This window comes from Lysobacter sp. Root604, assembly GCF_001427505.1.
GTDB lineage: Bacteria > Pseudomonadota > Gammaproteobacteria > Xanthomonadales > Xanthomonadaceae > Lysobacter.
This window is the reverse complement of the sequence record NZ_LMGS01000009.1, coordinates 1188431-1211458: the sequence shown is the minus strand read 5'-3', so window position 1 is coordinate 1211458 and position 23028 is coordinate 1188431. Positions and strand designations below refer to the sequence as shown.

The 23028-nt window shown below is 67.7% G+C and carries 24 protein-coding genes and 1 tRNA gene; 8 read left to right on the top strand and 17 right to left on the bottom strand.

The annotated features are described in order from the left end of the window. Nucleotides 1-6 precede the first annotated feature (6 nt). The 6 genes from ASD69_RS13715 to ASD69_RS13690 all read right to left on the bottom strand — a co-directional run bounded on the left by ASD69_RS13715 (nucleotide 7) and on the right by ASD69_RS13690 (nucleotide 7904). A complete protein-coding gene (locus tag ASD69_RS13715) occupies nucleotides 7-2202 on the bottom strand; it encodes a glycosyltransferase (protein ID WP_056178902.1) in 2196 nt (731 codons plus the stop codon). A gap of 1 nt (nucleotide 2203) precedes the next feature. Continuing rightward, nucleotides 2204-3322: a class I SAM-dependent methyltransferase gene (locus tag ASD69_RS13710; RefSeq protein WP_235567214.1), complete on the bottom strand. Its 1119-nt coding sequence runs from the start codon at nucleotides 3320-3322 to the stop codon at nucleotides 2204-2206. A gap of 207 nt (nucleotides 3323-3529) precedes the next feature. Continuing rightward, nucleotides 3530-4996, bottom strand: coding sequence for an ABC transporter ATP-binding protein (locus ASD69_RS13705; protein ID WP_056178896.1), 1467 nt, complete (start codon nucleotides 4994-4996; stop codon nucleotides 3530-3532). Continuing rightward, the gene (locus ASD69_RS13700) at nucleotides 4986-5837 is read right to left on the bottom strand and encodes an ABC transporter permease (RefSeq protein ID WP_056178894.1); all 852 of its coding nucleotides are present in this window, start codon (nucleotides 5835-5837) and stop codon (nucleotides 4986-4988) included. The genes ASD69_RS13705 and ASD69_RS13700 overlap by 11 nt, the downstream gene beginning before the upstream one ends. Nucleotides 5838-5928: 91 nt before the next feature. Continuing rightward, nucleotides 5929-6519 (bottom strand): class I SAM-dependent methyltransferase, encoded by a 591-nt coding sequence (locus ASD69_RS13695; RefSeq protein WP_056178892.1) that lies wholly within the window; start codon nucleotides 6517-6519, stop codon nucleotides 5929-5931. Between the two features lie 206 nt (nucleotides 6520-6725). Then, complete coding sequence (locus tag ASD69_RS13690) at nucleotides 6726-7904, bottom strand: cystathionine gamma-synthase (RefSeq protein ID WP_056178889.1); 1179 nt, start codon at nucleotides 7902-7904, stop codon at nucleotides 6726-6728. 52 nt (nucleotides 7905-7956) lie between these two features. Here ASD69_RS13690 and ASD69_RS13685 point away from each other — a divergent pair, with 52 nt between their 5' ends. Beyond that, nucleotides 7957-8973: a hypothetical protein gene (locus tag ASD69_RS13685; protein WP_157499195.1), complete on the top strand. Its 1017-nt coding sequence runs from the start codon at nucleotides 7957-7959 to the stop codon at nucleotides 8971-8973. 10 nt (nucleotides 8974-8983) lie between these two features. On the opposite strand, the gene ASD69_RS13680 is transcribed toward ASD69_RS13685, so the two are convergent. The 5 genes from ASD69_RS13680 to ASD69_RS13660 all read right to left on the bottom strand — a co-directional run bounded on the left by ASD69_RS13680 (nucleotide 8984) and on the right by ASD69_RS13660 (nucleotide 13357). Then, entirely contained in the window at nucleotides 8984-9928 is a 945-nt protein-coding gene (locus tag ASD69_RS13680) for a 2OG-Fe(II) oxygenase (protein ID WP_056178883.1), read from the bottom strand. Then, a complete protein-coding gene (locus tag ASD69_RS13675; RefSeq protein WP_056178880.1) occupies nucleotides 9925-11295 on the bottom strand; it encodes a pyridoxal-phosphate dependent enzyme in 1371 nt (456 codons plus the stop codon). Before ASD69_RS13675 ends, ASD69_RS13680 begins: the two co-directional genes overlap by 4 nt. 229 nt (nucleotides 11296-11524) lie before the next feature. After that, entirely contained in the window at nucleotides 11525-11743 is a 219-nt protein-coding gene (locus ASD69_RS13670; protein ID WP_056178877.1) for a YdcH family protein, read from the bottom strand. A 331-nt stretch (nucleotides 11744-12074) separates the two neighbouring features. After that, on the bottom strand, nucleotides 12075-12965 hold the full coding sequence (locus tag ASD69_RS13665) for an OmpA family protein (protein ID WP_056178873.1): 891 nt from the start codon (nucleotides 12963-12965) through the stop codon (nucleotides 12075-12077). Then, entirely contained in the window at nucleotides 12962-13357 is a 396-nt protein-coding gene (locus tag ASD69_RS13660; protein ID WP_056178870.1) for a DUF4398 domain-containing protein, read from the bottom strand. Before ASD69_RS13660 ends, ASD69_RS13665 begins: the two co-directional genes overlap by 4 nt. Before the next feature lie 94 nt (nucleotides 13358-13451). Here ASD69_RS13660 and ASD69_RS13655 point away from each other — a divergent pair, with 94 nt between their 5' ends. From ASD69_RS13655 to ASD69_RS13645, 3 genes are all read left to right on the top strand, one after another. Then, complete coding sequence (locus ASD69_RS13655; protein WP_056178868.1) at nucleotides 13452-14564, top strand: PilT/PilU family type 4a pilus ATPase; 1113 nt, start codon at nucleotides 13452-13454, stop codon at nucleotides 14562-14564. Between the two features lie 26 nt (nucleotides 14565-14590). Further along, on the top strand, nucleotides 14591-14854 hold the full coding sequence (locus tag ASD69_RS13650) for a hypothetical protein (RefSeq protein WP_056178864.1): 264 nt from the start codon (nucleotides 14591-14593) through the stop codon (nucleotides 14852-14854). A 129-nt stretch (nucleotides 14855-14983) separates the two neighbouring features. Continuing rightward, a complete protein-coding gene (locus ASD69_RS13645) occupies nucleotides 14984-15628 on the top strand; it encodes a hypothetical protein (protein ID WP_056178861.1) in 645 nt (214 codons plus the stop codon). Nucleotides 15629-15638: 10 nt separating this feature from the next. Here the strand turns inward: ASD69_RS13645 and maiA are convergent, their stop codons facing one another. From maiA to rplM, 5 genes are all read right to left on the bottom strand, one after another. Continuing rightward, on the bottom strand, nucleotides 15639-16301 hold the full coding sequence (gene maiA / locus ASD69_RS13640; protein WP_056178858.1) for a maleylacetoacetate isomerase: 663 nt from the start codon (nucleotides 16299-16301) through the stop codon (nucleotides 15639-15641). 96 nt (nucleotides 16302-16397) lie between these two features. Next, a complete protein-coding gene (locus ASD69_RS13635) occupies nucleotides 16398-17387 on the bottom strand; it encodes a fumarylacetoacetate hydrolase family protein (protein ID WP_056178855.1) in 990 nt (329 codons plus the stop codon). Between the two features lie 312 nt (nucleotides 17388-17699). Then, nucleotides 17700-17774: transfer RNA gene (locus ASD69_RS13630), tRNA-Gln, on the bottom strand. Nucleotides 17775-17816: 42 nt separating this feature from the next. Then, nucleotides 17817-18209 carry a 30S ribosomal protein S9 gene (gene rpsI / locus ASD69_RS13625; protein ID WP_056178853.1) on the bottom strand — a complete coding sequence of 131 codons (393 nt, stop codon included), beginning with the start codon at nucleotides 18207-18209 and terminating at the stop codon, nucleotides 17817-17819. A 15-nt stretch (nucleotides 18210-18224) separates the two neighbouring features. Beyond that, complete coding sequence (gene rplM / locus ASD69_RS13620) at nucleotides 18225-18653, bottom strand: 50S ribosomal protein L13 (RefSeq protein ID WP_056178849.1); 429 nt, start codon at nucleotides 18651-18653, stop codon at nucleotides 18225-18227. A gap of 179 nt (nucleotides 18654-18832) precedes the next feature. Between rplM and ASD69_RS13615 the strand changes: the two genes are divergently transcribed. Together ASD69_RS13615 and coq7 are read left to right on the top strand one after the other, a co-directional pair. Then, nucleotides 18833-20011, top strand: a complete 1179-nt coding sequence (locus ASD69_RS13615; protein ID WP_056178845.1) for a (Fe-S)-binding protein — start codon at nucleotides 18833-18835, stop codon at nucleotides 20009-20011. A 9-nt stretch (nucleotides 20012-20020) separates the two neighbouring features. Continuing rightward, a complete protein-coding gene (gene coq7, locus ASD69_RS13610; RefSeq protein WP_056178842.1) occupies nucleotides 20021-20665 on the top strand; it encodes a 2-polyprenyl-3-methyl-6-methoxy-1,4-benzoquinone monooxygenase in 645 nt (214 codons plus the stop codon). Nucleotides 20666-20773: 108 nt separating this feature from the next. Here the strand turns inward: coq7 and speD are convergent, their stop codons facing one another. Beyond that, the gene (gene speD / locus ASD69_RS13605; protein ID WP_056178839.1) at nucleotides 20774-21565 is read right to left on the bottom strand and encodes an adenosylmethionine decarboxylase; all 792 of its coding nucleotides are present in this window, start codon (nucleotides 21563-21565) and stop codon (nucleotides 20774-20776) included. 243 nt (nucleotides 21566-21808) lie between these two features. On the opposite strand from speD, the gene crp reads away from it, so the two are divergent. Both crp and ASD69_RS13595 read left to right on the top strand, forming a co-directional pair. Beyond that, nucleotides 21809-22474 carry a cAMP-activated global transcriptional regulator CRP gene (gene crp, locus ASD69_RS13600; RefSeq protein ID WP_036148366.1) on the top strand — a complete coding sequence of 222 codons (666 nt, stop codon included), beginning with the start codon at nucleotides 21809-21811 and terminating at the stop codon, nucleotides 22472-22474. 14 nt (nucleotides 22475-22488) lie between these two features. Beyond that, complete coding sequence (locus tag ASD69_RS13595; RefSeq protein ID WP_082576477.1) at nucleotides 22489-22950, top strand: GNAT family N-acetyltransferase; 462 nt, start codon at nucleotides 22489-22491, stop codon at nucleotides 22948-22950. Nucleotides 22951-23028: the final 78 nt, after the last annotated feature.

The following is a 23028-nucleotide window of genomic DNA, read 5'->3' as shown; positions in this document are numbered from 1 at the left end:
CTCCTCTCACGCCAAACCGAAGTGCTCGCGCAGATGCGCGGCGTAGTTCGATGCGGCGACTGACGTTTCTTCCTTCAGCGGATACAACCGCGCGGCCAACGCCTGCGCCGCGACCACTTCGTCGTAATGCCGCTGCAGGTCTAACGCCGCGGTTACGCTGGAGGTGTGGCGGCGATGGCGATTCAGGGCGCGCGGCTCGAAATGGATACGCCCCAACGCTAGCAGGCGCAGATAGACGATCCAGTCGCCGGCAACGCGATAGGACACGATCTCGTCCTCGTGCTCGCTCAGCACCCGCAGCAACGCCTCGCGCCGGAACACGGCGGCGCTGACGTTCGGCACGGTGTTCTTGATCGCCAGCCCGGCGATCGCCTCCTCGGCGCCGGTGGCGGTGTAGGCCGAGCGCCAACGATCCCGGGACAGGTCGTCGGTGTAGCCGGTGTAGTCGGCCGCGATCACGACGCCGTCGGCATCGATCGCCTCTGACTGGCAATAGGCCATGACCAGGCTGGTATCGGCACGCAGCGCGCCCACCAAAGACTCGACCATTTCCGGCCGGGCCTCGTCGTCGGCCTCCGCGATCCAGACGAACTCGCCGGTCGCGCGCCGCGCACCCGCCAGCCACTGGCGGAACACCGAACCCGAGTTGCGCTCGTTGCGCACGATCATCGGCTCCGGGTGATAGGAACCCCTGTGCGCCTGCACCACCGCGACGCTGTCGTCGGAAGACGCGTCGTCCAGCACCAGGATCTCGGTCAGCGGCAGCGTCTGCGCGGACAGCGTGGCCAGCCTGTGCGGAAGATAATGGGCGTAGTTGTAGTTGGGCACGATGGCCGACACCCGCGGCGCCGGCACCTCGCAGAGCTCCAACAGGTCCTGGGCGTAACGGCGGAAGGAGTACTCCGTGTCCACCATATCCCGGCCCGCGCGTGCGTAGCGCGCGCGCAGCTCGCCGTCCCTGCAGATGCGCAGCAACGCTTGCGCGTAGGCGTCGACATCGAACGCCCTTACCGTCAGGCCGGCGCGGTCGGCCACCAGATCGGCTCCGCCGCCGGTGCCCTCGAACGCGACCACCGGCGTACCTACCGATAGGCTTTCCAGCACCACCGACGGGAACGGGTCTTCGCGCGAGGGAAGCGCATACACGTCGGCACCGGCGTAATAGTCGTCGGTGTCGAAGTCGAGCCCGACGAAGTGGAAGCGAGAAGCGATGCCCGCTTCCTCCAGCATCCGATCGACATCCTGCTTCACTTCGTCCTCGTGGTTTCCCACCCAGACGACATGCAGGTTCGGCTCGCTGCGGTAGGCAATGGCGGCCGCGCGCGCGAGCAGGTCCAGGCCCTTGCGCAGATCGCCGAAGCCCACCGCCAGCACCACCACCGCCTGCTCGGAGACGCCGAGCTTGCGGCGCAGATTCGCGCGCGGCTCCGACAGGTCGTCCAAACCGCGATAGCGACTGCGCGTGAACAAGCCCTGCGGCCGCAGGATCAACTTGCCGGCCAGCGCTTCGGGCGGCACCAGTCCGTCGACGCCCTTGCGTACCGCTTCGGACGAGATCACGACGCGATCGCTGGCGTCCACCAGGTCCAACAACGCCTGACCCAAGCCGTACTTGGCGATGATGCCCGGCAGCTCGTGTATCAACGAGACCACGCGCAGCCCGGCTTCGCGGAACGGCGCGATGACGAGACCCGGTACGGTGGTATTGGCGATCACCGCCTGCACGCCCTGCTCGCGCAGGCGCACGGCGAAGGCGCGGAGCTCGGCCTGATCCATTTGATACAGGCGATGCAGCGGCGCGATCGCCTCGAACTCGGGCTCGAGGAGGCCGCCGTTCTGCATCAGGACTTCCACGTCCTGATGCATGCGCTGCAGTTCGCGAACCAGATTCAGCGCCAAGTACTGCGCGCCATGCGGATTGGCGTCGTGCGAAATCAAGGCCAGTTTGGCGCGCAGCGGCGCAGCCGGCGCCGCCACGGAAAGCGGTGCCGGATCGTCGGTGGCCGCGATGGCCGCGAGCTCCGCGACCGAGCCATCGGAAACCTGCTGATCCCACCGCCGGTAGGCGTGCGTGCCCGACAGCACGGGCGCGAAGCCGCGAAAGATCAGCTGTTTCAACTTCAGCCGCATGGCCCAGGACAAGGGCAAGGCGTGATACACCTTGCGCAGAGACCTGCCGACCAGGGCCTTGAGCGAGGCCATGCTATTTTCCCTTGAGCTTCGTCGAGAGCCAGCGCATGGGCGCGGCCAGTCTCCAACTGAACGAAGCCATGATCGCGCGCACTTGCTCGTCGCGCGCGCGCAAGCGCGTCTCGCGATCCTGCAACGCGGTTTCGAGATTCGTGCGAACCGTCTCGTTGGTGGCGTTGGCCGAGCGCAGGGCCGTCACCTCGGTGGACAACTGGGCCGCCTGCAGACGCGTGACGGCCAGATCCTTGGACAGCTGGGACATCTGCTCGCGAACCACGGTCAGACCTTCGGGCAGTTGTACCGCCCGGTCGCGGACGAGGGCGGCGCCTTCCTGCAGCCCCTCGGTCGCTGCGCCGGATTGGGCCAAGCGCTGACGGGTCTCGAGCAGGACTTCGTCGACGCGCTGTTCGGCGGCCTCGATGCGTTGATCGGCGCAGATGCGGCTGCCGAGCGCATCGAACAGTCGCAGCACGGTCACCTCGCTGTCCGTGCCGCGCAGCGCGGCCAGATCCAGCAGGGACTGCGGCTGCTGCGGCCCCACCAGCAGAACGCCCAGACCGTGCGAATGCACGAACTCGAAGCTCGGATAGCGTTGGCTCAACTCGGACCACAACCGCCAGACGCCGAAGTTACGCTCGCGCACCATGGTGTCGTGGAACAGCACGATGCCGCGCGTCGACATCTTCGGCAACCAGTTCTCGAAATCCTCGCGCACTGCTTCGTAAGTGTGCAGACCATCGATATGCAGCACATCGACGCTGCCGTCGGCGAAGTAGCCGCGGGCCTCGTCGAAGGTCATGCGCATCAAGGCCGAGAAGCCGCCGTACTGCTCCTGGTTGTACTGCCAGAGCGTGTTGAACACTTCGTCGCCGTAGAAGCCCGAGTGCTCGTCGCCGGTCCAGATGTCGACGGCGAAACAGCGCGTATCCAGGCCGCAGTGACGAACGGCCTGACAGAACCCCAGGTAGGAGGTGCCATGGTGGCTGCCCAGCTCGACCAGCATGCGGGGCTTGGCTTCCTCGACCAGCCAGAAGGCGAACGGAAGATGCCCCGTCCACGCGCTGGGCGGAACATGCAGCGCCGGCAAGGACATGGCGGCGTTGAGCTTCAAACGCGGTGTACCCGTACTCATGCTTGTACCTTCGATTCGCATAGGGGCGACGTATCGAGAGCGGTCTCAGCCCCGGTTTCGCCGACTCGCGGTCTGCTTTGGTAAAGACGGAGACTCAAGTTCAACACTCCGGGGCTTCAGGTGTAGGGGAGAAAATCGATTCGCATCGGCCGACGGATATCGCGGCGAGCGGCTCGATCGATCGCGGTGGCGAGGGATGCGATCGGATCAGATCGGCGTCCCGGAGGCATGCGCCGAATCGGCGGCCTCGGCCACGTCCGATACCGAAAGCTCGATCGCGCGGAAGGGAATCCCGACCAGCCCGGTCGAACGCGTGTCCGTGGTGGAATCGAGCACGAGCGCATCATAAACCCAAACGGTTTGCACATGATTTAGGTAAGTTCCGTCTGCCAACGCTGCGTCTATCGTGTAGCGGCCAGGCTGCAAGAAAGGCACGCGGAACTCGAAAATCGCGCGCACTTGCCGGCCCGCTTCGACCGCCTTCGCGGGTTCGCCGTCCCTATAGGTGTTGGTGCCGAACAGATGCTGGCCGAGGCGATCCTTCAGCATGAAGCCGATGACCGGGCTGGGGATGCGGCGATTGGCCGTCGCTTCGATGATCAGGCGCACGATCTGGCCGCCCTCAAGCAGGCTCAGGCCGCGACCTTCGGCGTTTTCCAACCGTATCGAGGTCATCGTCGCACCGCCGTCGCCGAAGCTTTGCGCATCCGGATCGAAGCGGAAAACGCGCATGCTGCTTCGATCCAGACTCGGATCGAACGCATCGGGATCGGCGGCATCGATGGCGGCGACGTCCTGGGCGGCGTCGGTCTGGCTCGCCTCGTCGCCATCCGACGCCGCGGCGACCGCGATCGCGGCCGGCTTGGACGGATCGGGACGATGGCCGTAGACGCTGGCGTTGTAGGCCTCGCAGACCTCCTTCGCCGGGCCGTCCATCACCACCTGGCCGCCATCCAGCCACAGCGCGCGATCGCACAGCATCGTCACCGCGCCGGCATCGTGGCTGACGAACAGCACGGTGCCGCGTTTCTGGAAGTCGCGCAGGAAGCGCATGCACTTCTGGCCGAAGAACACGTCGCCCACCGACAAGGCTTCGTCGATGATGAGGATATCCGCATCGGCGTGAGCGATCACCGCGAACGCGAGACGCACGTACATGCCGCTGGAGTAGGTCTTGACCGGTTGTTCGATGAATTCGCCGATATCGGCGAAAGCGACGATGTCGTCGTACTTGGAGGCGATCTCCTGTTCGCTCATGCCCAGGATCGCGCCGTTCATGTAGACGTTCTCGCGCCCGGTGAACTCGGGATTGAAACCGCTTCCGAGCTCCAGCAACGCGCCGACGCGCCCGGAAATCGCCACATCGCCGCTGGTGGGCGACAAGGTGCCGCACACGATCTGCAACAAGGTCGACTTGCCCGAACCGTTGCGGCCGACGATGCCGACGGTCTCGCCGCGGGCGACGGTCATGGAAAGGCCGCGCAGCGCCCAGAACTCGCGGAAATACGCGCGCGGCTTCAGGCCGGCCATGCGGTCCAGGCGCGGTAGCAGCGCCTGCTTCAGGCGATCCTGCGGCCGTTCGTAGATTTGATAGCACTTGCCGACGTCGGACACGACGATGGCGCGTTCCGGCGCGGCGTCGGCGATGTCCGTCAGCTGCGTGTCAGAGGACATCGGCGAACCCTCGGCGCGACTTCTGGAACCACCAGTAGCCGAACGCCATGAACACCAACGCGAACGAGTAGTAGCGGATCAGCATCGCGGCGTCCGGCGCGGTGCCCGCGAACAAGGCCGCGCGGCTCTGCTCGATGGCCACCGTGATCGGATTCATATAGACCCAGCGATGGTATTTTTCCGGCAGCGACGCGATCGGATAGAACACGGGCGCCAGGAACATCAGTACCGTCGAGATCACGCCGGTCATCTGCCCGATGTCGCGGATGAACACGCCCAGGGCGGCCAGCAGCCAGGAGATGCCCAGCGCGAACAGCACCAAGGGCAGCAAGATCACCGGCAACCACAAGGTCGCCAACGTGATGGAACCCTCGAACACGAGCTTGGCCGCGAGCAGGATCGCCAGGCTCGCCAGCGCATGAAACACGGCCGAGCCGACCAGGCTCCAGCCCAACGTTTCCAGCGGGAACACCACCTTCTTGACGTAGTTGGCGTTCTGCACGATCAGAGCCGGCGCCCGGGTCAGGGCCTCGGCGATGATGCCGTGCGCGATCACGCCGACGAAAAGCAACAGCGCGAACTGGGTCTTGCTCTGCCCCGCCATCGCGCCGGGCCACTTCGCCGAAAACACCACCGAGAACACGAAGGTGTATACCGCCAGCATCAGCACGGGATACAGGAACGACCAGGCCACACCCATTACCGAGCCGCGATAGCGGCCCAGCACTTCGCGACGGATCAACTGCCCGATCAGCCTGCGCTCGCGCCAGAAGCCAGCGAACATGCTGACCGGCCCGGCCTTCGGCGGAAGATGCGCGTTCACCAGATGGCCGTAACTCATGTCGGCCGCACGCCTGCCGGCAGCGCGCGCGGCTGCGCCGAGCGGGCGATGCTCGCGCGGGTTCGGTAATCGGAATCTGACATGGGCACGGTCATGCGCTCTTGTGGAGGCGGTACGCGAATCGCATCGCGGCCTGGAACGCGCGGGTCCTGAGGCCGACGCGTTGCTTGCGGAACACGCCGACGGTGTCGCCCCAGTCCTGGCTGTGCGGATCGGGATGGTTGCGCTCCCAGTCCGTGCTCACTTCCAGCAGGTCGCAGGCGCCGTACTTGGCCAGGGCGCGGTAACCGTCCGGGTAGAACCGCCAGCAATCTTGCGGGTAGCGGTGCTCGGGGCCGCGTGAAGGCGCGATCAGGAAGATCCGGCCGCCCGGCTTGAGCACCCGCACCATTTCCAGCCAGCTCATCCAGAAGTACTCGACGTGCTCGAAAGCCTGGCCGGAGATCACCAGGTCGACCGAGCCGGAGGCGAACGGCAGGCGGTAAGGCGAGGTCAGCACGACGTCGACGCCGGGGCCGGCCTCCAGGTCGATGCCGGTGTAGGACCACTTGGGCTGACCGAAGAGGGTGCGGTAAGAGCCGTTGACGTCGTAGGAGCCGATGTCCACGACCGAAAGCGACTGCTGCGGGTCCAGGTGGCGGGTCACCAGATCCTGCATGTGTTCGTACGAACTGTGGTGCACTTAGACGCTCCAGGTGGCCGCTCGCGCGCGGCGAACGGGCATGGCGGGGGAAATTCGATTGGGCTGGGTGGGAGCCGCGCGCACGCGGCTTTCCTGCCTGTCCGCGGCCACGAATCGCGGCGCGGAAAATGGAGCGAACCCGTCGGATCGCGATACGGAGCGAACGCGCGCAGCGGCGCTGGCGTTGCGCTCCGTCGCGATCGGCGTCAAGCCAGCGCGCCTTCTAGCTCGGCGCGCAGATCCGCCAGATCCTCCACGCCCACGCTCAGGCGCACCAGGTTGTCGGCGATGCCCAGCGCGGCGCGGCGGTCGGGCGGAATCGAGGCGTGGGTCATCACGGCCGGGTGGTTGATCAGGCTTTCCACGCCGCCCAGGGATTCGGCGATCGCGAACAGTTCGCAGCGCTCCATCATCCGGCGCGCGCCGTCCATGCCGCCCTTGACCAGGATGCTGACCATGCCGCCGAAGCCGTGCATCTGGCGCTTGGCCAGCTCGTGCTGCGGGTGCGAGCTCAGGCCCGGGTAGATCACCTTCTCCACCGACGGATGCGACTGCAGCCACTCGGCCAGCGCCTGCGCGTTCTCGCAATGCGCCTTCATGCGCAGGTGCAGGGTCTTCAGGCCGCGCAGGGCGAGGAAGCTGTCGAACGGCCCCTGCACGCCGCCGATGGCGTTCTGCAGGAAGGTCATCTGTTCGGCGAGGCCGGCGTCGTCGCCGACCACGACCATGCCGCCGACGATGTCGGAGTGGCCGTTGAGGTACTTGGTCGCCGAGTGCATGACCATGTGCGCGCCCAGTTCCAGCGGGCGCTGCAGGATCGGCGAGCTGAAGGTGTTGTCGACGACCACGATCAGGCCGCGCTTACGCGCGATCTCGGCGATGCGGGCCACGTCGACCAGCTTCAGCAGCGGATTGGTCGGGGTCTCGATCCAGACCAGCTTGGTCTCGGGACGGATCGCGGCCTCGAAGGCGGCGATGTCGCTGAGGTCGACCCAGCTGAAGTCCAGGCCCGCCGAGCGTCGGCGCACGCGCTCGAACAAGCGGTAGGTGCCGCCGTAGACGTCGTCCATCGCGATCACGTGGCTGCCGGAGTCCAGCAGTTCCAGGATCGTCGAGGTCGCGGCCAGGCCGGAGGCGAAGGCGTAACCGTGGCTGCCGCCTTCCAGGCCGGCGACGCAACGCTCGTAGGCGAAGCGGGTCGGGTTGTGGCTGCGCGAGTACTCGAAACCCTGGTGCACGCCCGGGCTGCTCTGGGCATAGGTCGAGGTCGCGTAAATCGGGGTCATCACCGCGCCCGTGGTCGGGTCGGGGGACTGGCCTGCGTGGATCGCGAGGGTGCCCAGTCCGGGCTTGTGCGCCCCGCCATCCGGCTTTCGTTCAGTCATTGCGTTCTTCCGCTTCGGCTAGCATGCGCAAACGCGAATTCTACCATCGCCCATGAGTCCGACCCGGCGCCTGCCACCCGACTTCAGTCACAGTGCAGCCTATCCATTGTTCGCCTTCGACGCGGCAGCGGGGCGCGGCTGGGTGCTGCATTTCGAGCCCGCCGACTACCGCCGCGCGAGCTTCCTGGACCAGCGCGCCCTGCACCATCGCGACATCCGCGGCTGGGAGCTGCCGCTGGCCGAAATCGAGGCCGCGCTGGCGCCGCCGCCGGCAACGGCGCCCCTGCACTGGATTTTCCATATTGGACATTGCGGCTCCAGCTTGGCCAGCCGTTTGCTGGATACGCTAGATCCGGTATTGGGGCTGCGCGAGCCCCTGCCCCTGCTGAGCCTGGCCCAGGCCCCCGACGACCCCGCCACCCAGGCTTGGCAGGGCCCGGTGCTGCGCCTGCTGAACCGGCGATTCGCCGACGACCAGGTCGTGCTGATCAAGCCGACCAGCACCGTGACCACCCTCGCCGCGCGGCTGCTGGCGCGGGTACCGGGGCGCGCCTGCCTGCTGTGGATCGACCTGCGCAGCTGGCTGGCGACGATGTTGCGCGACGACGGCCTGCGCGACGGCAGCCTGGCCGGCGAGACCCTGCGCCTGGCCGAGTTCGGCCGCGACGGCCTGCCCGCCGCGGCCGGCGACGGCGCCCGCCTGGCCCGGCTGTGGCTGGCCGAACAACTGCGCTGGCGCCGCTTGAACGCGGACCCGGCCCTGGCCGGCCGCCTGATCGATCTGGATTTCGCGGCCGTGCTGGCCGATCCGGCCGCGCGCACCGCCGAACTGGCCGCGCACTACGGCCTGGCCGTGCCGGCGGACTGGGCCGCGCGGATCGCGGCCTCGGGCCTGCTGGATCGCTACGCCAAGGACCACAACCAGGCCTATGACACCGCCGCGCGCGAACGCGAGCTGGCGGCGGCGGCGCGCGCGCATGCGGCGCAGATCGAGGCCGGCCTGGCCTGGGCGGAAAGCGCGCTGGCCGGCTTGGACGCGGAGAGTCTGCGACCGCGACTGGGCCTCTGAGCGCGGACGCTCAGGCCAGAAATGTCGTCATCGCGTAGCGGGTGCCGCTACGTACCGGCAGCACTTCGTGCAGCAGCGAACACGAGAACACCAGCGCCGAGCCGGTCGCCGGCGAGAACAAATGCGGGCCGAATTCGGGATAGCGGAATTCGCCGCCGGCGTAGGCGCCGGCATTGAGGTTCACCGACAAGGCGAAGCGGCGGTAGGCCACGTCGGGCGTTTCGTTGTCGCGATGGGCGCGGAAATAGCCCGCGTCCTGCGGATAGGCCAGCAGCTTGAACGGATCGCGCCGGCTTACGTTGAACTGATAGACGCGCGCGATCTCGGGCAGCGCGCGGCGCAGCAGGCGTTCGTGCATGCGCGCGTCCAGGGCCGGATCGCGCGGAAAACTTTCGCGACGCTGCTTGACCGTGGGATCGAGCTGGAAACGCTGTGCGCCGTCCTCCAGCACCATCACCCCGGAGGCGTCGCCGCCGCCGCAGTCGACGTCGAGATGGCGGATCAGCTCGGCGCACAGCTCGGTTTCGAACACGTCGGGAATCTGCAGCACCGGCGCGATGCGCCAGGTCTGCGCCGGCGTCAGCGCGCTTTCGATCGCGGCCGGCGCAGGCGGCGCGGCGGCCGGCAGCGCGTTCGCGGCCTGCAAACGCAGGTTGGCATCGGCCAGCCACAAGGTGTCCGCGCCCAGGCCGGCCAGCCAACGCGGATCGGTCGCGAACGCGCGCCAGCCGGCGGGCGGATTCGGGTAGACGTCCGCGCCCAGGCACAGCGCCAGCACCCCCGCCGGCGGCGCCGGCAGGGCCGCGGCGAGCGCGGCCTGGGAGGGTGCGGCCAGCCACAGCGGCGCGCCGGCGAACTCGGCGTGCAGGGTCTGGGCCTGGCCGGCGCCGTCGCGCAGCAACACGTCGGGCAGGCGGTCGCCCGGCAGCCAGCGTTCGGCCGCCGCCGCGGTCACTGCACGCGCCGCCGCAGGAAGTTGAGCAGGTCGATGCGGGTGATCAGGCCGAGGAAGCGCTCGCCGTCCATGACGATGGCGACGTGGCCGCGGTCGAACACCGGCAACAGCGATTCGATCGGATCGGACACCGGGATCTTGTCGAGCTTGCTGACCATCGCGGTCGAAACCGGGTCGCGGAAGCGCGATTCGTCGCCGTACACGTGCAGCAGCACGTCGCTCTCGTCGACGATGCCGACGATGTGCTCGCCGTCCATCACCGGCAGCTGCGAGACGTCGTACAGCTTCATGCGTTGGTAGGCGGTGACCAGCAGATCGTTGGGACCCACCACCACGGTGTCGCGCTGCGAATATGGGCGCAGGATCAGGTCGCGCAGATCGCCGTGGCTTTCGCGCTGTATGAAGCCGTTGTCCAGCATCCAGTAGTCGTTGTACATCTTCGACAGATACTTGTTGCCGGTGTCGCAGACGAACACCAGCACGCGCTTGGGCTGGGTCTGTTCGCGGCAGTACTTCAGCGCCGCGGCCAGCAGGGTGCCGGTGGAGGAACCGCCGAGGATGCCTTCCTTCTCCAGCAGCTCGCGCGCGGTCAGGAAGCTTTCCTTGTCGCTGATCGCATAGGCCTGCTTGACCCGGGTGAAGTCGGAGATCGGCGGCAGGAAATCCTCGCCGATGCCCTCGACCATCCAGCTCGCCGACTTGTCCGAGAGCGTGCCGCGGTTGATGTATTCCTCGAGGATGGAACCGACCGGATCGGCCAGCACCAGCTCGGTGTTCGGCGACAGCTTGGCGAAAGCGCGCGACAGACCGGTCATGGTGCCCGAGCTGCCGCAGCCGAACACGATCGCGTCGAGCTGGCCGCCCATCTGTTCGAGGATTTCCGGCGCCGTGCCGAACTCGTGCGCGGCCGGGTTGTCGGGATTGCCGAACTGGTTGATGAAGTAGGCGCCGGGGGTTTCGCGCGCGATGCGCTCGGCCAGGTCCTGGTAGTAGTCGGGATGGCCCTTGGCCACGTCCGAACGGGTCAGCACCACCTGCGCGCCCATGGCCTTGAGGTTGAAGATCTTCTCGCGGCTCATCTTATCGGGCACCACCAGCAGCAGCTTGTAACCCTTCTGCTGCGCGACCAGGGCCAGGCCGATGCCGGTGTTGCCGGCGGTGCCTTCGACCAGGGTGTCGCCGGGCTTGATCTTGCCGGCCTTCTCCGCCGCTTCGATCATCGACAGGCCGATGCGGTCCTTGATCGAGCCGCCGGGGTTCTGCGATTCCAGCTTGAGGTAGAGCTCGCATACGCCGGTGTCCAGGCGCTGGGCTTTGACGATCGGGGTCTGACCGATCAGTTCGAGTACGGATTGATGGATGGCCATGCGGTTACGCGGCTTCTGCGAGGCCGCGTTCGGCGCGGCGGGACCCGGCCATTCTAGCGGGGCGCCGCGCTTCGCGGCCGCGCTGGGCGCGCGATCGGGCCGCCCGCGGGCGCGGAGGCGATGAGGGAACGTGTCGGGAATACGGGCCGGCGATGGTCACGGTCCGTCCGGTAGCCGCGGGCGGTGGCGGCCGACGAGGATGGCCGCCACCGCCCGCGCTGAAGAAGATTCAGTGAGGTTGCGTGTCGTACAACTGGGTCAATCGGTCTTTCGCCGCCAGCTTCTCGCGCTTCATCTGCGCCAGGGTGACGTCGTCGATCGGCAGCACGCCGAGCTCGGCGTCCATCACCTTCTTGTCGAGCTCCTTATGGCGCTGGTAGAGCTGTTTGAACTCGGGGCTGCTCTTGATCAGGGCGTCGATTTCGGGCTGCGGTCGTTCTTCGAACATGAAAGCCTCCTTCAGCAGAAAAGCAAACGCCCCGGCCTAATGACCAGGGCGTCGCGGGGGGTCCGTGAGGGGCGCCAGGCGGGGCGCGGCGCCGGCCTCATACAGGCCGGCCACCGACAAGCTTGCGGTGGCGGGTTCCTGCAGATGGTGGGCTTGCGTCATCGGCCTGGCTCTTCGCCAAGCGGAAATCCGGCCGCTTGGGTATTCGACCCTACTCCTCCTTTTCGGGGTCGGCAAGGCCGACGGTCGCATTCGACAGGATCGGCATCGGGCCCGCGCCAAGGCGGTGCCTTTGGCGCGGGCTCAAGCAACAAATAACTGATTTTTAAGATTATTTATCCGATACCACGACATCGACGCGGTCGCCCTTGCCGCTGCGGCCGCTGCTTTGGATCTTGCTCTTGGCCACGCCGCCGGCGACCAGGGCATCGCGTACCGCGTCGGCGCGGCGCTGGGCCAGCTTGGCGTCGCCGGCCTGGGCCTCGACCTTGACCGAACCGGAGGGACCGGCCTGGACGTAGGCGGCCAGGGTCCGCACCTGCCCAGCCGCGGCGCCGCCCAGGGCGGCCTTGCCGGCGCCGAAGGCATCGCGGTTCAAGGCGAACACTTCGCCGCGTGCGTCGCGCTTGGACGCGGGCAGCTTGCCGCCGGCCATCAGCTCGGCTTCCTGGCGCGCCAGCGCCGCCTCGCGCTCGCGCGCGGCGTTGAGCTTGGCGGTCTGGGCGTCGCCGACCGTGGCCAGGGCCGCGTCGGCGTCCTGGATCGCCAGCGCATCGGCGGCGGCCTGGGCACGCAGGCGCTCGGCCTCCTCGGCCTGCATCTGCGCCTGCAGGCGCAGGCGTTCGGCCTCGGCGCGCGCGCGTTCGGCGTCGCGGCGGCTGGCCTCGACCAGCAGGTCGCTGCGCTCGCGGTCGAGACGGTCGACCTCGCGCTGCGCGGCCTGGCTGCGCGCCGCGATCTCGGCGATCTGGACCCGGCGCTCGGCCACGTAGAAGGCGCCGTCGCGGTCGCGGCGGCTGGCCTCGGCCAGGGCTTGCACGGCCTGACGCGCCTGCAGGCGTTCGTAGGCGCCGAAGCCGTTGAGGCCGGGATCGGCGTCGACCGCGGTCAGACGGCGCGACAGCCGCGCCACGTCCGGGTCCTCGGCGGCGTGCGCGGCCGGCATTGCGGCGGCCAGCGCGGTCGCCAGCAGGGTGCAGCTGAGCAGATGGCGCAGGCTCATCGGTCGTCTCCGGTCTGCAGGCGGCGGCGCAAGTCGGCGATCTCGGCGCGGCGCTGGGCCAGCTCGGCGTTGATCACCGCGTCGCGGCTCTTGGCGGCGGCGAGGTCGCCGTCGGCGGCGGCGGCCGCGGCCAGGCGACGGGCGTCGTCCTCGCGGCCGCGCGACATCGCGCCCTGGGCCTGGCCCAGCGCATTGCGCGCGGCGGCCAGGTCCTGCGGCGCGTACTGGTCGGCATCGGCGCCGTCGGCGCGCGTGACCGCCTGCTGGGCGGCGGCCAGCTCCGCGGTCGGCGGCGGCAGCGAGGCGCATGCGCTCAGCGCGGAAGCGAGAACTAGTGCCAGCGCCACGGTGCGCATCTGTGAGAAGCTGATTCGTGCGAAGCTTGCGTTCATAGGGGATGCCGTTGCGTAAGGAGTGCGCTCGGCCATTGTCGGAAGCCGGCGGCGTGCTTGCAACGGTACGTCGTCGTTAACAAGGGGTGTGTGCATGGACATCGGCTATTTCCTGAAGCTGATGACGGAAAAGAACGCGTCGGACATGTTCCTGACCACCGGGGCGCCGGTTTATATCAAGGTCGAGGGCAGACTGTACCCGCTTGGCAACACCGGGTTGCCCCCGGGCATGGTCAAGAAGATCGCCTATTCGCTGATGGACGAGGGCCAAGTACCGCAGTTCGAGCGCGACCTGGAGCTGAACATGGCTCTGGCGCTGCCCGACGCGGGCCGGTTCCGCATCAACGTGTTCAAGCAGCGCGGCGAAGTCGGCATGGTGATCCGCGCCATCCGCAGCATCATTCCCAGCATCGAGGAACTGCAGCTGCCGCAGGTGCTCAAGGAGATCATCATGGCCCCGCGCGGCCTGGTGCTCATCGTGGGCAGTACCGGCTCCGGCAAGTCGACGACGCTGGCGTCGATGATCGACCACCGCAACAGCAATACCTCGGGCCATATCCTCACCATCGAGGATCCGATCGAGTATCTGCACAAGCACAAGAAGTCGATCGTCAACCAGCGCGAAGTCGGCCTGGACACCCACGCTTTCCACAACGCGCTCAAGAACGCGATGCGAGAAGCGCCGGACGTGATCCTGATCGGCGAAATCCTGGACGCGACCACGATGGAGGCGGCGATCGCCTTCGCCGAAACCGGTCACCTGTGCCTGGCGACGCTGCACTCCAACAACGCCGACCAGACCCTGGAACGCATCCTCAACTTCTTCAACGAGTCGGCGCATAAGAACGTGCTGATGAACCTGGCCTTGAACCTCAAGGCGGTGGTGTCGCAGCGCCTGGTGGTCGGTACCGACGGCCGCCGCCTGCCCGCCGCCGAGATCCTGATCAACACCCCGCACGTGCGCGACCTGATGCGCCGTGGCCAGGTGCACGAGATCAAGCAGGCGATGGAAGAGTCGCTGGAAGAAGGCATGGAGTCGTTCGACCAGTGCCTGTTCCGCCTCTACAAGGAAGGCCGGATCGAGATGGAGGAGGCGCTCAAGGCGGCCGACTCGCGCGACGGCCTGGCGCTCAAGTTCCGCCTCTCCGAGGGCGGCGCCGAGCACGACCCTTACGCGGACATGTACGACGCCAACGCCGCGCACTGAGCGCGGCGCGGTTCGTCACCGCTCCGATGATCAGCGGCATCCGGCTGCACCGATACTGGTTTCCTACCCGTATCGGTTTCGGCATCGGTTTCGGCGCGACCGCATGGACCGAGCAAGACGCGCGCAGGCTCTTGCGATCGGCCGTGCCGTATATCGACATGACCACCTTGGGCCCGCCTATCGTCGACATCGATATCCGCGATCTGGATCCGGGACACGTGCTCCCGAACATCGGTGTGTGCAGCGTGCGCGGCGTCTGGTATCCGAATGTTCCGTCGCCGGGCACCTGAGCGGACGCGCGCCCTCAACGCCAGAGCTGAAGCACCGCCAGGGTCGCAAGGGGCCGACTGCGCGATGTCGCGCGCAAGAACGTACGATGAGCCAAGTCCGCGACACGGCATCCACCGGCAGGAGCAGGCATGAGCACTCGCACGATCGCGGCCGTCGCCGTCTGCCTCACGCTGGCGATTTCGGCCTACCTGGGGCTGCCGCTGCTGATGCGTCCGGCCGCGGTCGTGCCAGCGCCCATTCTTGAACCAGCCGGCGATGAAGCGCGCGCACCTTCGCTCGAAGGACTGCAGCCGATTCCGCTGACGCGACAACTCGCTTCGGAAAACGACCTCGCCGTGCTTTCGCTCGTGCTCAAGGATCTATGCAAGGGACAGAGCAAACCCCTGCTGCTTCACGACGTGCCCGACGAACTTGCGCACGAGCGCAAGCAACTGGATTCGACTCGATTCCCACCAGGGATCGACCGTGTCTGCGCGCTCGTGAGGATCGAACCGTCCGCGAAGCTGGACGCCGCGCTCGCCGGCAAGCCTCCCTGCCCGGAAAGCGAAAAATCGGCGCTACCGCTATGGCGTTGTTTTCACCGCCATTACCCCGAAGCGCACGGAACCCTGCGCATGGGCCTGCCCGTCTACTACCGTCGCGACGAGCTGATCGCCACCGTCGACACCGGAATCGGCTGCGGCCCGCTGTGCGGCGAGGGCCAACGATTCGTGCTCGCCCATCGGGCAGGCGCATGGAAGCTGTTGGCGGTACAAGGCACCTGGATCGCCTGACCCGCCCCGCTCACTCCGGCGGCCGGTCCGGCTGGTTCTCCGGCCGCGCCGCATCGAACGCGGGCAGCTCCAAACAAGCCTGCTCGATCCGCACGATGGTCGGGAAATCGTCCAGCGGCACGCCGAAACGGCGGGCGTTGTAGACCTGCGGCACCAGGCAGCAGTCGGCCAGGGTCGGGGTGTCGCCTTCGCAGTAGCGCCCGGTGGCCGGATGGTCGGTCAGGGTGGCCTCGATCGCGCTGAAGCCTTCGCGCACCCAGTGCTTGATCCAGTCCTCGCGCTCCGGATGCGGCACGCTCCAGGTGCGGTCGAAGTACTGCAGCACGCGCAGATTGTTGAGCGGATGGATGTCGCAGGCGATGGTCTGGGCCAGCGCGCGCACGCGTTGGCGGTCGCGCGCGGTGGCGGGCAGCAGGGACGGCTGTGGCCAGGTCTCGTCCAGGTATTCCAGGATCGCGATCGACTGCCGCATCTTGCGGCTGCCGTGCTCCAGCACCGGCACCAGGCCCAACGGATTGATCTCGCGATAGGCCTCGCTGTGCTGCTCGCCGCCGTTGCGGACCAGATGCACGGGCACGGTCTCGTACGCCAGGCCCTTGAGATTGAGGCCGATGCGCACCCGATAGGACGCGCTCGACCGCCAGTACGAATACAGCCTGAGTTGCTCGCCCACTGCCTGTCCCTGGATCTGCCGTCGTGCCTGGTCGATCGCCACCTTAGCCGGTGGCCGGCGCGCCGGGGATACCTCTCGTCCGGCGCGCCGCTGCCGTCAGGCGGAAGCCTGCCGCTCGATGCGCTGCTCGATCGCGCCGAAGATGCTGCGCCCGTCGGCGTCCAGCATCTCGATGCGCACGGTGTCGCCGAACTTCATGAACGGGGTCAGGGGCTTGCCGTGCTCCAGGGTCTCGACTGTGCGGCGCTCGGCGAAGCAGGACGCGCCCAGCGAGGTGTCCTCGTTGGCGACGGTGCCGGAGCCGACGATGGTGCCCGCCGACAGCGGCCGGGTCTTGGCCGCGTGCGCGACCAGTTGGGCGAAGTTGAACTGCATGTCGACGCCGGCCTCGGGCGCGCCGAACCACTCGCCGTTGATGTGGGTGAGCAGCGGGCGATGGACCTTGCTGTCCTGCCAGGCCTCGCCCAGCTCGTCCGGGGTCACGAACACCGGGCTCAGCGCCGAGCGCGGCTTGGACTGCAGGAAGCCGAAGCCCTTGGCCAGCTCGTTCGGGATCAGGTTGCGCAGCGAGACGTCGTTGACCAGGCCGATCAGCTGGATATGGGCGGCGGCCTGCTCCGGCGTGGCCGCCATCGGCACGTCGTCGGTCACGATCACCACCTCGGCTTCCAGGTCGATGCCGTAGTCCTCGCTGACCACGCGCACCGGATCGCGCGGGCCGTAGAAGCCGGCGCTGACCGCCTGGTACATCAGCGGGTCGACGTAGAAGCTCTCCGGCACCTCGGCGCCGCGCGCGCGGCGCACGCGCTCGACATGCGGCAGGTAGGCGCTGCCGTCGACGAATTCGTAGGCGCGCGGCAGCGGCGAGGCCAGGGCGGCGTAGTCCAGATCGAACGCGCCCTCGGCGCTGCCGGCGTTGAGCGCGTCGGACAGGGCGTTCAAGCGCGGCGCGGCGTTGGACCAGTCCTCCAGCGCGCGCTGCAGGGTGTCGGCGATGCCGCTGGCGCGCACGGCGCGGGTCAGATCGCGGGAGACGACGATCAGCGTGCCGTCGCGGCCGCCTTCCTTCAGGGAACCGAGCTTCATCCAGACCTCAAATTGCAGGGCGCCGCAGCGCGATAGTTTCAATTGTAACCGAATCGTCGCGGGCAACAGGCCCGCGCGGATCGGCCCTCACCCTACCGGGCCTGCGCGTCGGCGGCGAGTCGGGGCGAGGCGCGTTGCATGGACGGGTTCCCGAAGCTCACATCGCGGCCGTTTGGCGCGACGATGCGGTTCGCCTTCGGCTCACCGCATCCTACGCAGCGTGGCGGCTGAGCCGCAAAAACAAAAAACCCGCCGGAGGGCGGGTTTTTTGTTGCCGATCCGCGCCGTCGCCGGCATGGATCGATCTTGTTGTGGCAGCCCCGGATGGATTCGAACCACCGAATGCCTGAGTCAGAGTCAGGTGCCTTACCGCTTGGCGACGGGGCTATAGAACAAATCTTAGCAAAAAACGCAGAATTGCGACTGCGATTAACGCTTCGAGAACTGGGTAGCGCGACGTGCCTTGTGCAGGCCGACCTTCTTACGCTCGACTTCGCGGGCGTCGCGGGTCATGAAGCCGGCCTTGCGCAGCTCGGACTTCAGGGTTTCGTCGTACTCGACCAGCGCACGCGCGATGCCGAGGCGGATCGCACCGGCCTGGCCGGTGATGCCGCCGCCGGCGACCGTGACGCTGACGTCGAACTTGTCGCTGGACTGGGTCAGCTCGAGCGGCTGGCGCACGATCATGCGCGCGGTCTCGCGACCGAAGAACTCTTCGATCGAACGCTGGTTGATGGTGATCTTGCCCTCGCCCTTGCGCAGGTACACGCGAGCGGTGGAGGACTTGCGGCGGCCGGTGCCGTAGTTCTGCTGGATAGCCATGTGCGTGTCTTTACCTTAGATGTCCAACGGCTGCGGCTGCTGGGCAGCGTGCGGATGCTCGGAGCCCTTGTAGACCTTGAGCTTGCGATACATGGCGCGGCCGAGCGGATTCTTCGGCAGCATGCCCTTGACGGCGATCTCGATGACGCGCTCCGGGTGGCGCTCCAGCGCCTGGCCCAGGGTTTCGCTCTTCAGGTTGCCGACGTAGCCGGTGAAGCGGTGATAGATCTTGTCCTGGAGCTTATTGCCCGTGACAGCGATCTTCTCGGCGTTGATCACCACGAGGTAATCGCCGGTATCCACGTGAGGGGTGTAGACGGGCTTGTGCTTGCCGCGCAGACGGCGCGCGAGTTCGGAGCTCAAGCGGCCGAGCGTTTTGCCCGACGCGTCGACGATGTACCAGTCGCGCTGGACGGTCTCGTTCTTAGCGGTAAAAGTCTTCATGGAAGTCTGCTATGGGTACCTGGTCGGGCTGATTTCGCGCATCTCCCCGACCTGCGATCAGGGCGGGCGCGGCGCGGAATTTCGCCTCGCGTTGTGAATGTGGAACGAAAGAGGCGGAATGATAGCGGGGTCGGGCCAGGCCTGCAAGTCGAGCTGAACCGGTGCTAGCATCGGGGGTCATGTCCGCCGCCCGCCCGCCTTCCGCCGACCCGCTGGTGGCGCTGGCCGACCGTTGCGTCCAGTGCGGGCTGTGTCTGCCGGCCTGCCCGACCTACGGCCACGACCGCCTGGAAGCCGAATCCCCGCGCGGGCGCATCGCCGTGGCGCGGGCCTGGGCGCTGGGCACGATCGAGCCCAGCACGATCGCCGACACCCACCTGGACCACTGCCTGGGCTGCCGCAGCTGCGAAGCCGTATGCCCGGCCGGCGTGCAGTATGGCGAGTTGCTGGGGCTGGCGCGCAGCCGTCAGCGCCAGCGCCGCCCCGCCGGCCGCCGCCAGCGCTGGATCGAGGCCCTGGCCGCGCGTCCGCGTGCGCTGCGCGCCCTGCTGGGGCTGTATCGGCTGGCCTACCCGGCCCTGCCGGGGGCCTGGCGGCCGCTGCCTAGGCCGCCGGCGACACGCCCCGCGATCGCGCCCCCCGTCGTGAATGGACCACGCGGCGAAGTCGCACTGTTCGTCGGCTGCGTCGCCGGCCCTTATGAGACGGCGCTGCGCGACGCGGTCGCCCGCCTCTGCGGCCATCTGGGCTATCGGATACGCGCCATCCCCGCGCAAACCTGCTGCGGCAGCCTGCATGCGCATGCGGGCGACGCCGAGCGCGCGCAGGCCCTGGCCGCCCGCAACCGCGCCGCGTTCGCGGGCGTGGGCACCGTGCTCAGCCTGGCCAGCGGCTGCCACGAGGCCCTGGCGCAGGCCCTGGCCCCGGACGCGCGCGTGCTCGATGCGATCGCCTTCCTCGAATCCCAGGCCGATGCGCTGCGCCTGCGTCCGCTGCGCGAACGCGTGGCCCTGCACCTGCCCTGCACCCAGCGCAACGTGGTCGGCTCGGTGCCGGCGCTGCGCCGCCTGCTGGCGCGCGTGCCCGGGCTGGACGTGGTCGAACTCGACGCCGGCTACGGCTGCTGCGGCGCGGCCGGCACCCAGATGCTGACCGAGCCCGAGCGCGCCGACGACTACCGCGCGCCGCTGCTGCGCCAGTTCGCCGACAGCGGCGCGAGCCGCCTGCTCAGCGCCAATATCGGCTGCCGGCTGCACCTGGGCGCGGCGCTGGCGACGCCGCCGCTGCATCCGCTGGAATTCCTGGCCGGCCTGATCGAGGACGCCGATTCACTGCCGGCGAACGCCGCCGCGCCGTAAACTGCGCGCATGAACACGATCCGCGAGCTGTCTCCCCTGGACCGCCTGCTCAGCGATGCGCAGCGCGCCCTCGACACCGTCTTCGGCGCGCCCTACGCCGCGCGCCCCAACCCGGCCGCCGATACCGCCCAGATCGAGCTAGACGACGGCGAGCGCCGCCACGCCGCCGGCCTGATGCGCATCAACCACGTCGGCGAGGTCTGCGCGCAGGCGCTGTACTGCGGCCAGGCCGCGGTCGCGCGCGACGCGGCCACGCGCGAGCACCTGCTCGAAGCCGCGCAGGAGGAAACCGATCACCTGGCCTGGTGCGCGCAGCGCCTGGACGAACTCGACAGCCGCCCCAGCCTGCTCAACCCGCTTTGGTACGCCGGCAGCTACGCGATCGGCGCCCTCGCCGGCCTGCGCGGCGACGGCTGGAACCTGGGCTTCGTGGTCGAGACCGAACACCAGGTCGAGGCCCACATCGACGAGCACCTGGAATCGCTGCCGGAAGCCGACGCGCGCAGCCGCGCGATCCTGCGCACGATGAAGGAAGACGAGGCCCGCCATGCCGCCAACGCCGAAGCCGCCGGCGCGCGCCTGCTGCCACCGCCGGTACCCAGCCTGATGGCGGCGGCGTCGAAGCTGATGAAGGCGGTGGCTTATAGGCTGTGATTCGGGATTCGGGATTTGGGATTCGAAAAAGCAAAAGGCCCGCCATTGGCGGGCCTTTTGCGTTCTTGCTCTATCGAATCCCGAATCTCGAATCCCGAATCCCGGCCCTCAATCGACCAGATTGCGGCCATGGAACAGCTCTTCGATCTCGCGCTTGAGCCGCGCCTCGATCTTCATGCGTTCCTTGAACGACAGGTTCTTGGCCTTCTCCTCGAACAGGTAGTTGTCGAGGTCGAATTCCTTCAGGTGCATCTTGGTGTGGAAGATGTTTTCCTGATAGACGTTGACGTCGAGCATCTCGTAGCGCGACTTCACGTTCTTGGCCAGGTAGTCCTGGATCGAATTGATCTTGTGGTCGATGTAGTGCTTCTTGCCCTTCACGTCGCGGGTGAAGCCGCGCACGCGGTAGTCCATGACCACGATGTCGGACTCGAGGCTCTCGATCAGGTAGTTCAACGCCTTCAGCGGCGAGATCACGCCGCAGGTCGCCACGTCGATATCGGCGCGGAAGGTCGCGATGCCGTTGTCCGGGTGGGTCTCCGGATAGGTGTGCACGGTGATGTGCGACTTGTCCATGTGCGCGACCACGGCGTCGGAGATCACGCCCTTGGCCGCCGACTTGTCGATCACCGGCTCTTCCGAGATCAGGATCGTCACCGAAGCGCCCTGCGGATCGTAGTCCTGGCGCGCGATGTTGAGGATGTTGGCGCCGATGATGTCCGCCACATCCGTGAGGATCTGGGTCAGTCGATCGGCGTTGTAGGCCTCGTCGATGTACTCGATGTACCGCTGGCGCTGCTCTTCCGAGACCGCGTAGCAGACGTCGTAGATGTTGAACGAGAGGGCCTTGGTGAGGTTGTTGAAACCTTGCAACCTCAGGCGCGGCAACGGCTTGACCACGGTAGGGGGATCCCGGTCGGACGGCGAGGGCGTGGATTATGCGGCAAACGGCAGCGGGGGGAAACGCGCCGCTGTCACCCCGTGGTCACAAGTCGGAGACCTGGGCGGCCAGGGGACTGCCCATATCGGCCCGGGGTGACGTAGAGTGCCGCAGGGTGACGCTATTTGCCCAATCCCCCGGTTCGTCCTAAGCTCACTCGATAACCTAAGCCCAATCCCATGTCCGCCAATCCGGTAGCCCCCTTGACTGCCCTGCGCCGAACCAATAGCCCGTTGCTGCCCGACGGCGCGACGATCGAACGCTTCCTGGCGCACTGCCACCGCCGACGCTACCCGTCGCGGACCGACGTGTTCCGCCCGGGGGACCCCGCCAGCACGCTGTACTACGTGGTTTCCGGCTCGGTGAGCATCATCACCGAGGAGGAAGACGGCCGTGAACTGGTGCTGGGCTACTTCGGCCCCGGCGAGTTCGTCGGCGAGCTGGGCCTGTTCATCGAGAGCGACCATCGCGAGGTGATCCTGCGCACGCGCAGCACCTGCGAGCTCGCCGAGATCGGCCACGAGCGCCTCTACGACCTGCTGCTGACCCGTCTGTCGCTGGACGCCCCCAAGCTGCTGTACGCGATCGGCGCCCAGATTTCGCGCCGCCTGCTCGACACCAGCAGGAAGGCCGGCCGCCTGGCCTTCCTGGACGTGACCGACCGCATCGTGCGCGCCCTGCACGACCTGGCCAAGGAACCCGAGGCCATGAGCCATCCGCAGGGCACCCAGCTGCGGGTGTCGCGCCAGGAGCTGTCGCGCCTGGTCGGCTGCTCGCGCGAAATGGCCGGCCGCGTGCTCAAGAAACTTCAGGCCGACGGCAAGCTGCACGCCCGCGGCAAGACCGTCGTCCTGTACGGGACGCGCTGAGCCGCCCGTCCACGATGGGTCGCGCCGCCCCTTCCGCCGAGACCGCACCCCGGGTGCGTCCGGCGGAATTGGGCGATGCCCACGATGTCGCCCGCCTGCTCGGCGACCTGGGCTATCCCTGCAGCCGCGACGAAGCGGCCGAACGCATCGCGGTGGTCCGCCACGACCCGCGCCAGCACCTGCTGCTGGCCGAGATCGACGGCGACGCCTGCGGCCTGATCTCGCTCTACACCCTGTATTCGGTGGTCCACGGCACCGAGCTGGCGCGCATCACCGCCCTGGTGGTGTCGCCGGCCTGCCAGCGCCAGGGCGTCGGCCGGCGCCTGCTGCGCGAGGTCGAGCAGATCTCGCGCCGCGTCGGCGTGGCGCGGATCGAGGTCACCAGCAACCTGCGCCGCGAGGAGGCGCATGCCTTTTATCGCGATTGCGGCTATAGCGACGGCTCGCTGCGCTTCGTGAAGGCGCTGGGCGACTAGCCCGCCGACAGCCGCGTGGGAACGTTCGCAGGGTGTGGCGAACGTAGAGAACCGCACCGACGACGCCTCCTGAGCCCC

What these genes read in the sequence shown, in the direction of transcription:
- ASD69_RS13670 (WP_056178877.1), bottom strand. Translation starts at nt 11,743, where the DNA reads ATGTTCGAAGAACGACCGCAGCCCGAAATCGACGCCCTGATCAAGAGC.
- coq7 (WP_056178842.1), top strand. Translation starts at nt 20,021, where the DNA reads ATGAACACGATCCGCGAGCTGTCTCCCCTGGACCGCCTGCTCAGCGAT.
- ASD69_RS13595 (WP_082576477.1), top strand. Translation starts at nt 22,489, where the DNA reads ATGGGTCGCGCCGCCCCTTCCGCCGAGACCGCACCCCGGGTGCGTCCG.
- ASD69_RS13645 (WP_056178861.1), top strand. Translation starts at nt 14,984, where the DNA reads ATGAGCACTCGCACGATCGCGGCCGTCGCCGTCTGCCTCACGCTGGCG.
- ASD69_RS13635 (WP_056178855.1), bottom strand. Translation starts at nt 17,387, where the DNA reads ATGAAGCTCGGTTCCCTGAAGGAAGGCGGCCGCGACGGCACGCTGATC.
- ASD69_RS13690 (WP_056178889.1), bottom strand. Translation starts at nt 7,904, where the DNA reads ATGACTGAACGAAAGCCGGATGGCGGGGCGCACAAGCCCGGACTGGGC.
- ASD69_RS13615 (WP_056178845.1), top strand. Translation starts at nt 18,833, where the DNA reads ATGTCCGCCGCCCGCCCGCCTTCCGCCGACCCGCTGGTGGCGCTGGCC.
- rpsI (WP_056178853.1), bottom strand. Translation starts at nt 18,209, where the DNA reads ATGGCTATCCAGCAGAACTACGGCACCGGCCGCCGCAAGTCCTCCACC.
- ASD69_RS13700 (WP_056178894.1), bottom strand. Translation starts at nt 5,837, where the DNA reads ATGAGTTACGGCCATCTGGTGAACGCGCATCTTCCGCCGAAGGCCGGG.
- ASD69_RS13685 (WP_157499195.1), top strand. Translation starts at nt 7,957, where the DNA reads ATGAGTCCGACCCGGCGCCTGCCACCCGACTTCAGTCACAGTGCAGCC.
- ASD69_RS13660 (WP_056178870.1), bottom strand. Translation starts at nt 13,357, where the DNA reads ATGAACGCAAGCTTCGCACGAATCAGCTTCTCACAGATGCGCACCGTG.
- ASD69_RS13705 (WP_056178896.1), bottom strand. Translation starts at nt 4,996, where the DNA reads ATGTCCTCTGACACGCAGCTGACGGACATCGCCGACGCCGCGCCGGAA.
- ASD69_RS13650 (WP_056178864.1), top strand. Translation starts at nt 14,591, where the DNA reads ATGATCAGCGGCATCCGGCTGCACCGATACTGGTTTCCTACCCGTATC.
- ASD69_RS13675 (WP_056178880.1), bottom strand. Translation starts at nt 11,295, where the DNA reads ATGGCCATCCATCAATCCGTACTCGAACTGATCGGTCAGACCCCGATC.
- ASD69_RS13655 (WP_056178868.1), top strand. Translation starts at nt 13,452, where the DNA reads ATGGACATCGGCTATTTCCTGAAGCTGATGACGGAAAAGAACGCGTCG.
- rplM (WP_056178849.1), bottom strand. Translation starts at nt 18,653, where the DNA reads ATGAAGACTTTTACCGCTAAGAACGAGACCGTCCAGCGCGACTGGTAC.
- ASD69_RS13715 (WP_056178902.1), bottom strand. Translation starts at nt 2,202, where the DNA reads ATGGCCTCGCTCAAGGCCCTGGTCGGCAGGTCTCTGCGCAAGGTGTAT.
- ASD69_RS13710 (WP_235567214.1), bottom strand. Translation starts at nt 3,322, where the DNA reads ATGAGTACGGGTACACCGCGTTTGAAGCTCAACGCCGCCATGTCCTTG.
- ASD69_RS13665 (WP_056178873.1), bottom strand. Translation starts at nt 12,965, where the DNA reads ATGAGCCTGCGCCATCTGCTCAGCTGCACCCTGCTGGCGACCGCGCTG.